At 58.8% G+C, this 7,827-nt stretch carries 6 protein-coding genes and 1 pseudogene; 6 read left to right on the top strand and 1 reads right to left on the bottom strand.

Annotation, left to right across the window (positions count from 1 at the left end):
* Nucleotides 1-34: 34 nt before the first annotated feature.
* Nucleotides 35-1,222 carry a delta-9 fatty acid desaturase DesA gene (gene desA, locus Q7W83_RS00735; protein ID WP_150633168.1) on the bottom strand — a complete coding sequence of 396 codons (1,188 nt, stop codon included), beginning with the start codon at nt 1,220-1,222 and terminating at the stop codon, nt 35-37.
* A 147-nt stretch (nt 1,223-1,369) separates the two neighbouring features.
* On the opposite strand from desA, the pseudogene dibA reads away from it, so the two are divergent.
* The 6 genes and pseudogenes from dibA to Q7W83_RS00765 all read left to right on the top strand — a co-directional run bounded on the left by dibA (nt 1,370) and on the right by Q7W83_RS00765 (nt 7,686).
* Nucleotides 1,370-3,288 (top strand): annotated as a pseudogene (dibA, locus tag Q7W83_RS00740) (phosphodiesterase DibA).
* A gap of 368 nt (nt 3,289-3,656) precedes the next feature.
* Nucleotides 3,657-3,839 carry a sulfur starvation response protein OscA gene (gene oscA, locus Q7W83_RS00745; protein WP_150633166.1) on the top strand — a complete coding sequence of 61 codons (183 nt, stop codon included), beginning with the start codon at nt 3,657-3,659 and terminating at the stop codon, nt 3,837-3,839.
* 69 nt (nt 3,840-3,908) lie between these two features.
* Nucleotides 3,909-4,922 carry a sulfate ABC transporter substrate-binding protein gene (locus Q7W83_RS00750; protein ID WP_150633165.1) on the top strand — a complete coding sequence of 338 codons (1,014 nt, stop codon included), beginning with the start codon at nt 3,909-3,911 and terminating at the stop codon, nt 4,920-4,922.
* Between the two features lie 70 nt (nt 4,923-4,992).
* Nucleotides 4,993-5,811: a sulfate ABC transporter permease subunit CysT gene (gene cysT, locus Q7W83_RS00755; RefSeq protein WP_150633164.1), complete on the top strand. Its 819-nt coding sequence runs from the start codon at nt 4,993-4,995 to the stop codon at nt 5,809-5,811.
* A 12-nt stretch (nt 5,812-5,823) separates the two neighbouring features.
* A complete protein-coding gene (cysW, locus tag Q7W83_RS00760; protein ID WP_150633163.1) occupies nt 5,824-6,693 on the top strand; it encodes a sulfate ABC transporter permease subunit CysW in 870 nt (289 codons plus the stop codon).
* Between the two features lie 3 nt (nt 6,694-6,696).
* Nucleotides 6,697-7,686 (top strand): sulfate/molybdate ABC transporter ATP-binding protein, encoded by a 990-nt coding sequence (locus Q7W83_RS00765; RefSeq protein ID WP_150635953.1) that lies wholly within the window; start codon nt 6,697-6,699, stop codon nt 7,684-7,686.
* Nucleotides 7,687-7,827: the final 141 nt, after the last annotated feature.

A 7,827-nucleotide genomic window follows, 5' to 3' on the forward strand; every position in this document is an offset into this window, starting at 1 on the left:
TGCGCCCGCAAACGGGGCGCACCGATCAACGGTGTCAGGCGGTAACGGCAGGTCGCAGGGAGTAGGTCTTCAATTGGTCAGCGAAGTCGCGCAGGGATTGAATTCCGCTGGCTTCGGCTTCGTGTACCCAATCCTTGATGGCGGCCAGCATGTCGTGACCATTTGAGCTGGTCTTGACCCAGATCTGCTGCAAGGCCAGTCGTTTCTCGTAAATTACCTTCAGCGCCTGACTGTGCTCGAGCATGGTCTGGATACGCAGGTGGTGTTTGTCATCGAGCAGGCTGGTTTCCCGCGAGAGCAGGCGTTTGGCCCTGTGGAACTGGTGACGGACCGAGTGATCGACCTTTTCCAGCTCTTGCTTGACCAGCGGCGCGATCACCAATTTGCGGTACTGGGCCATGATCTGGAAGCGGTTGTTGAGGATGGCCATGGCGGTGTCCATGTCCAGGCTGCCTTTGCCTTCGACCCGGTGGGCAATCGGCGCAACCCGCTGAACCTTGGCCAGGCGCAGGAAACTGAAGACCTGGATCCAGGCCCAGCCGAGGTCGAACTCCCATTTCTTCACCGACAGTTTTGCCGAATTAGGATAAGTGTGATGGTTGTTATGCAGTTCTTCGCCGCCGATCAGGATGCCCCAGGGCACCAGATTGGTCGCCGCATCGCGGCACTCGAAGTTGCGGTAGCCGACGGCATGGCCCAGGCCATTGACCACGCCGGCGGCCCAGACCGGGATCCACATCATCTGGATAGCCCAGATGGTGATGCCGATGGTGCCGAACAACAGCAGGTCGATGACGGCCATGATCGCCACGCCCAACAGCGGGTAGCGGCTGTAGAGGTTGCGTTCGATCCAGTCTTCGGGGCAATTCTTGCCGTAGATGCGCAGGGTCTCGGGGTTTTCCGCTTCGGCGCGGTACAGCTCGGCACCTTTGCGCAGAACGGTAGACAAGCCCTTGATTACCGGGCTGTGCGGGTCATCGACGGTTTCGCATTTGGCGTGATGCTTGCGGTGGATGGCGGTCCACTCGCGGGTGTTCTGCGCCGTGGTCAGCCACAGCCAGAAGCGGAAGAAATGTTTCAGGCCAGCATTGAGCTCAAGCGAGCGATGCGCCGAATAACGATGCAGATAGACCGTGACGCCGATAATCGTGACGTGGGTCATCAGCAGGGTGACTGCCACCAGTGACCAGGGCGACAAGCCGAGAAAACCTTCGTACCACATAGGCTATAGGGCCCTCGATAAAGAAAAAAACAGCCGTTGCATTATCACTAAGCCCACAGATAAAACCAGTCACCCTTTCAGATAAGAGTGGCCGGATGTTTCTTTACACTATAATTCCAACCCTTTTGTTGGGACATGGACGACCGAATGCCTGCCACCTATCGCGATGCCATGCGTGCAGCGCTGCTTTACCTGCTGCTTTCCGTCGTCTGGCTGAAGCTAAGCGGTTACTTATCGAACAGTTTCTTCGATAGCTCCGATGAGCGACTGCGATGGCAACTGATCAACGGTTACGTGTGGGTGGTGCTCAGCGCCGGGTTGATCTTTATTGCTCGGGCGCGATTGTTCCGTTGCCTGGGGATCGGCGCTGAATTGCGCGAGCGCAATGAAGACCGGGAACGTTTGCGTCAGGCGGCCGCTGTGTTCGATTGCACCCGCGAAGGCGTGTTGGTCACCGACCGTCATGGGATCATCGTCCATGTGAACCGGGCGTTCATGGAAATCACCGGCTATCAGACCGACGAAGTGCTGGGCAAGCAACCCAGTCTGTTCAAGTCCGGTCATCATCCGGCGAGTTTCTACCAGGCGATGTTCGCCACACTCACCCGTTGCGGCGAGTGGAGCGGTGAAATCTGGAATCGCCGAAAAAGTGGCGAAATCTATCCGCAATGGCAGACGATTCGCCTGATTCACGATGACCAGGGTCAGCTCAGCCACTACGTCGCGGTGTTCTCCGACATCAGCGCGATCAAGGATTCCGAGCACGAGCTCAAGTACCTGGCTCATCACGATCCGTTGACCGATCTGCCCAACCGCCTGCTGTTCACCGACCGTGCCGAGCAGGCATTGGCGTCGGCGCAAATCCACAAACGCGGCTGTGCGTTGCTGATGATCGATCTGGATCATTTCAAGATGATCAACGACAGCCTCGGACACACGGTCGGCGACCAACTGCTCAAGCCGTGGCAGAGCGTTTGGAGGCCTTGCTTGGCCCGGAGATCACGTTGGCGCGACTGGGGGGGGATGAGTTCGCAGTACTCGCCGAAAGCTGTCCGCAGTTGATACAGGCTGCGGCGCTGGCGCAGCGGATCATTGACGGTCTCAAAGAGCCGTTCCTGATTGGCGGGCACCAACTGTTCATCAATACCAGCATCGGTATCAGCCTGTTCCCTGGCGATGCCTTGAGCGCTGAACAGCTATTGCGTAACGCTGACTCGGCGCTGTTCAAGGCCAAAAGCGCCGGTCGCGATGGCTACGCCCTTTATACCGAAGAGCTGACAGCCCATGCCCAGAATAGGGTCGAGACTGCTGTAGAGCTGCGCCAGGCGCTGGAACAGCAGGAGTTGCGCGTTTATTACCAGCCTGTTCATGACTTCAAGACCCGTCGCCTGGTTGGCGTCGAGGCGCTGGTGCGCTGGGAACATCCGAAGCGGGGGCTGGTGTCGCCGGCAGAATTCATTCCCATCGCCGAACGCACCGGATTGATCGCAGAAATCGATACCTGGGTGATGCGCCAGGCTTGTCAGCAAATGTGCTTGTGGCAGCAGGCAGGTGTCGCGCTGTCGTTTGTCGCAGTGAACGTCTCGTCACGATTGTTCGCTCGTCGTGAGCTCTTTCAGCAAGTGGCGAAAGTGCTGCACGAAACCGGGCTGGATCCGGCGTGTCTGGAGCTGGAAGTCACTGAGAGCGCGGTGATGGAAGACCCGGAGGTGGCGTTGGAGCAGATGCATCGACTGCGCGAGCTGGGTGTGCGGCTGGCCATCGATGATTTCGGTACAGGCTATTCGTCGCTGCTACGGCTCAAGCGTCTGCCGGTGCAGAAACTCAAGATCGATCAGGGCTTCGTGGCCGGATTGCCTTGGGATGATGACGATGCGGCCATCGTGCGCGTGATCATCGCGCTGGCGCAAAGCATGGGCATGCAGGTGCATGCCGAAGGGATCGAGCAGGTCGAGCAGGCGCGGTTCCTGCTTGAGCAGGGTTGCGATCTCGGTCAGGGTTACTGGTTCGGCCGACCGGTGCCGGCGGAGCAGCTGGATTGGATGCGCATTCCGGAAATCCACTAATCCCCCCACTTTGTGCACAGCCAGCGCCCACAAGTTTGCGTACGAACAAACATCTCCGCCATGAACAGGCCTCTGTGGGAGCTGGCTTGCCAACGATGGCGGTCTCGAGTCCTGCGTAAATCTCAAGGGCCTCATCGCCCGCAAGCCCGGCTCCTGCAACGATTTCGCAGGGGCTGGAGAGGGGGCGATTTTTCGATCCCTGATCCGTCGCGCAGACGTAACTCCTCGCCCCGACAAATAATTTATTTTGGTTATATAAACATTCTTAAATAGTCTTTTTAAGAATATCCGCACCTATCTACTATTGGTCTCACGCCGCAAGCAGTGCCCCCTCTGCCAGGCAACCTCTCAGTCGAAGGAGCAGCACCATGAGCGCATCCCTACGTAGCGTTGACGGTCAAGACGAAGCCACCATTTTGCGTGAGATCCAGAGCGCCCTGCGCGATCTGCGGTTTGGCGCCGTGGAAATCACCGTGCACAACGCTCAAGTGGTCCAGATCGAACGTAAAGAGAAATTCCGTTTGCAGAACCCCAGCAGCAAACCGAGCTAAGCAACCGGCAACCGATTCCAACACTCCATAAAAAAAGCCAACACACCAAGAATTCCAGGAGCTTTCACCATGTCGTCGATTCGTCATTTCGCTTTGGCCGCACTGGCCAGTGCCCTTTTTGCGGGCTCCGCGGTTGCCAAGGATTACGAGCTGCTCAACGTCTCGTACGACCCCACTCGCGAGCTGTATCAGGATTACAACGCTGAGTTCGTCAAGTTCTGGCAGAAAGACCATGCAGGCGACACCGTGAAAATCCAGCAGTCCCACGGTGGCTCGGGCAAACAGGGCCGTGCGGTGATCGACGGCCTGCGCGCCGACGTAGTGACCCTGGCGCTGGCCGGTGACATCGACGAAATCGCCAAGCTCGGCAAAACCCTGCCGGCGGACTGGCAGACGCGTCTGCCGGAAGCGAGCACGCCGTACACTTCGACCATCGTGTTCCTGGTGCGCAAGGGCAACCCTAAAGGCATCAAGGACTGGGGCGACCTGGTCAAGAACGACGTGTCGGTTATCACTCCGAACCCGAAAACCTCCGGCGGCGCTCGCTGGAACTTCCTCGCGGCCTGGGCCTACGGCCTGAAAGCCAACGGTGGCAACGAAGCCAAGGCCAAAGAATACGTACAAACCCTGTTCAAGCACGTGCCTGTGCTGGACACCGGTGCTCGCGGTTCGACCATCACTTTCGTCAACAACGGTCAGGGTGACGTGTTGCTGGCGTGGGAAAACGAAGCCTTCCTGGCGCTGAAAGAAGACGGCGGCGCCGACAAGTTCGAGATCGTCGTGCCTTCGCTGTCGATCCTTGCTGAGCCTCCAGTGGCGGTAGTCGATAAAAACGCCGAGAAGAAGGGCAACGAACAGATCGCCGAAGCGTACCTCAAGCACCTGTACAGCCCGGCCGGTCAGGAAATTGCTGCGAAAAACTTCTACCGCCCACGTGATAAGGAGGTCTCCGCCAAGTACGCTCAGCAGTTCCCGAAACTGGAGCTGGTCACCATCGACAAGGACTTCGGCGGCTGGAAAACCGCGCAACCGAAATTCTTTAATGACGGTGGCGTGTTCGACCAGATCTACCAGGCGCAGTAACCTGCTGTAGGTCATAAACGAGCCCCGATTTAACCGTCGGGGCTTTGCGCGTTCTCAACCAAGGACTTTTATGTCGCGTCGTATCTCCCCCGTCATACCCGGCTTCGGGCTGACGCTGGGCTACACCTTGGTGTACCTCAGCCTGATAGTGCTCATTCCGCTGGCGGCGATGTTTGTGCACGCCTCTCAACTCACCTGGGATCAATTCTGGGCAATCATCTCGGCGCCCCGCGTACTCGCGGCGTTGAAGCTCAGCTTCGGCACCGCGCTGTACGCCGCGATCATCAACGGCATCATCGGCACGCTGCTGGCCTGGGTGCTGGTGCGCTACACCTTCCCCGGTCGCAAGATCATCGATGCGATGATCGATCTGCCCTTCGCCTTGCCCACGGCCGTGGCCGGTATCGCGCTGACTGCGCTGTACGCGCCGAATGGTTGGGTGGGTCAGTTTGCGGCGGACCTGGGTTTCAAGATCGCGTATACCCCCCTCGGTATCACGCTGGCGCTGACGTTCGTAACCCTTCCATTCGTAGTACGTACCGTACAGCCAGTATTGGCCGATATTCCCCGTGAAGTCGAAGAAGCGGCGGCGTGCCTGGGGGCCAAACCCTTGCAGGTTTTCCGCCATATTCTGGTGCCCGCGTTACTGCCGGCGTGGTTGACCGGGTTCGCGCTGGCCTTTGCCCGCGGGGTTGGCGAGTATGGTTCGGTGATTTTCATCGCCGGCAACATGCCGATGAAAACCGAGATCCTGCCGCTGCTGATCATGGTCAAGCTCGACCAGTACGATTACACCGGCGCCACCTCCATTGGTGTACTGATGCTGGTGGTTTCTTTCGTCCTGTTGCTGCTGATCAATCTGCTGCAACGCCGTATTGAAACCCCATAAGGAGGCGCTGAAATGTCCCAATCATCTATTGCTGCTGCTTCCTCGAACGCTGCCCGCCGTGGCAGTGCCAGTTCACGGCGAATCCTGATCGGTCTAGGCTGGCTGGTGTTTGCCCTTTTCCTGTTGCTGCCGCTCGTGATCGTGGTGTCCCAGGGTTTGAAGAATGGCCTGGGTTCGTTCTTCACCGCGATCCTTGAGCCCGACGCGCTGTCAGCGCTGAAGCTCACGGTCATTGCCGTGTTGATTTCGGTCCCGTTGAACCTTGTGTTCGGCGTCAGCGCCGCGTGGTGCGTTAGCAAGTACTCGTTCCGCGGTAAAAGCATTCTGGTGACCCTGATCGACTTGCCGTTTTCGGTGTCGCCGGTGATCGCCGGTCTGGTCTACGTGCTGATGTTTGGCGCGCAGGGTTTTTTCGGCCCGTGGCTGCAGGATCACGACATCCAGATCGTCTTCGCGTTGCCGGGTATCGTGCTGGCGACGATCTTCGTCACCGTGCCGTTCGTGGCACGCGAACTGATCCCGCTGATGCAGGAACAAGGCACGCAGGAAGAAGAGGCCGCGCGTCTGCTCGGCGCCAATGGCTGGCAGATGTTCTGGCACGTCACCGTGCCCAATATCAAATGGGGCCTGATCTACGGCGTGGTGCTGTGTACCGCGCGGGCGATGGGTGAGTTCGGTGCGGTGTCGGTGGTTTCCGGGCACATTCGCGGGGTGACCAACACCTTGCCGCTGCACGTCGAGATCCTCTACAACGAATACAACCACGTGGCCGCGTTCGCTGTGGCGAGCCTGTTGCTGATCATGGCGCTCTTCATCCTGCTGCTGAAGCAGTGGAGCGAAAACCGTATTAACCGCCTGCGCGCCAGCGCCGCGGAGGAATAATTCATGTCGATCGAAGTGCGTAACGTCAGCAAGAATTTCAACGCGTTCAAGGCGCTCAATGACATCAGCCTGGACATTCAAAGCGGCGAACTCGTGGCGCTGCTCGGCCCGTCGGGTTGCGGCAAGACCACGCTGTTGCGGATCATCGCCGGGCTGGAAACCCCGGATCAGGGCAACATCGTGTTCCACGGTGAAGACGTGTCCGGCCACGATGTGCGTGATCGCAACGTCGGTTTCGTGTTCCAGCATTATGCGTTGTTCCGCCACATGACGGTGTTCGACAACGTCGCGTTCGGCTTGCGCATGAAACCGAAAAACCAGCGCCCGACGGAAAGCCAGATCGCGGTGAAAGTCCATGAGTTGCTGAACATGGTGCAACTGGATTGGCTGTCGGATCGCTACCCGGAGCAACTTTCCGGCGGTCAGCGTCAGCGTATCGCGCTGGCTCGCGCCCTGGCGGTAGAGCCGAAAGTCCTGCTGCTCGACGAACCCTTCGGCGCCCTTGACGCCAAGGTGCGTAAAGAGCTGCGCCGCTGGCTCGCGCGGCTGCACGAAGACATCAACCTGACCTCGGTGTTCGTGACCCACGACCAGGAAGAGGCGATGGAAGTGGCCGATCGTATCGTGGTGATGAACAAGGGCGTGATCGAGCAGATCGGCTCACCGGGCGACGTCTACGAAAACCCGGCCAGCGACTTCGTTTATCACTTCCTCGGCGACTCCAACCGTCTGCATCTGGGCGAAGACAACCACGTGCTGTTCCGTCCGCACGAAGTGTCGCTGTCGCGGCATGAACTGGACGACCATCACGCGGCCGAGGTGCGCGATATCCGTCCGCTGGGCGCGACGACTCGGGTGACGTTGAAGGTCGAAGGCCAGAGCGAGTTGATCGAAGCGGAAGTGGTGAAGGATCACGACAGCCTGATCGGCCTGGCGAAGGGCGAAACCTTGTTCTTCAAGCCGAAGGTCTGGCAGAAAGTCGCCAACATTTAAGAGCAAAAGCTTCGTCGGAACGCCGCCCGGGGCAAGCCCGCTCCCACAGTGATTTGCGTCGTTTACAAATTCCCTGTGGGAGCGGGCTTGCCCGCGATGGCGTCCTACGCCGCAGCGTTGTTCTGACGCAGACGTACCCCA

It is taken from the genome of Pseudomonas sp. 300 (assembly GCF_055803035.1).

Coding starts and splice junctions, on each gene's coding strand:
- desA (WP_150633168.1), bottom strand. CDS start 1,222: ATGTGGTACGAAGGTTTTCTCGGCTTGTCGCCCTGGTCACTGGTGGCA.
- Q7W83_RS00750 (WP_150633165.1), top strand. CDS start 3,909: ATGTCGTCGATTCGTCATTTCGCTTTGGCCGCACTGGCCAGTGCCCTT.
- cysW (WP_150633163.1), top strand. CDS start 5,824: ATGTCCCAATCATCTATTGCTGCTGCTTCCTCGAACGCTGCCCGCCGT.
- oscA (WP_150633166.1), top strand. CDS start 3,657: ATGAGCGCATCCCTACGTAGCGTTGACGGTCAAGACGAAGCCACCATT.
- cysT (WP_150633164.1), top strand. CDS start 4,993: ATGTCGCGTCGTATCTCCCCCGTCATACCCGGCTTCGGGCTGACGCTG.
- Q7W83_RS00765 (WP_150635953.1), top strand. CDS start 6,697: ATGTCGATCGAAGTGCGTAACGTCAGCAAGAATTTCAACGCGTTCAAG.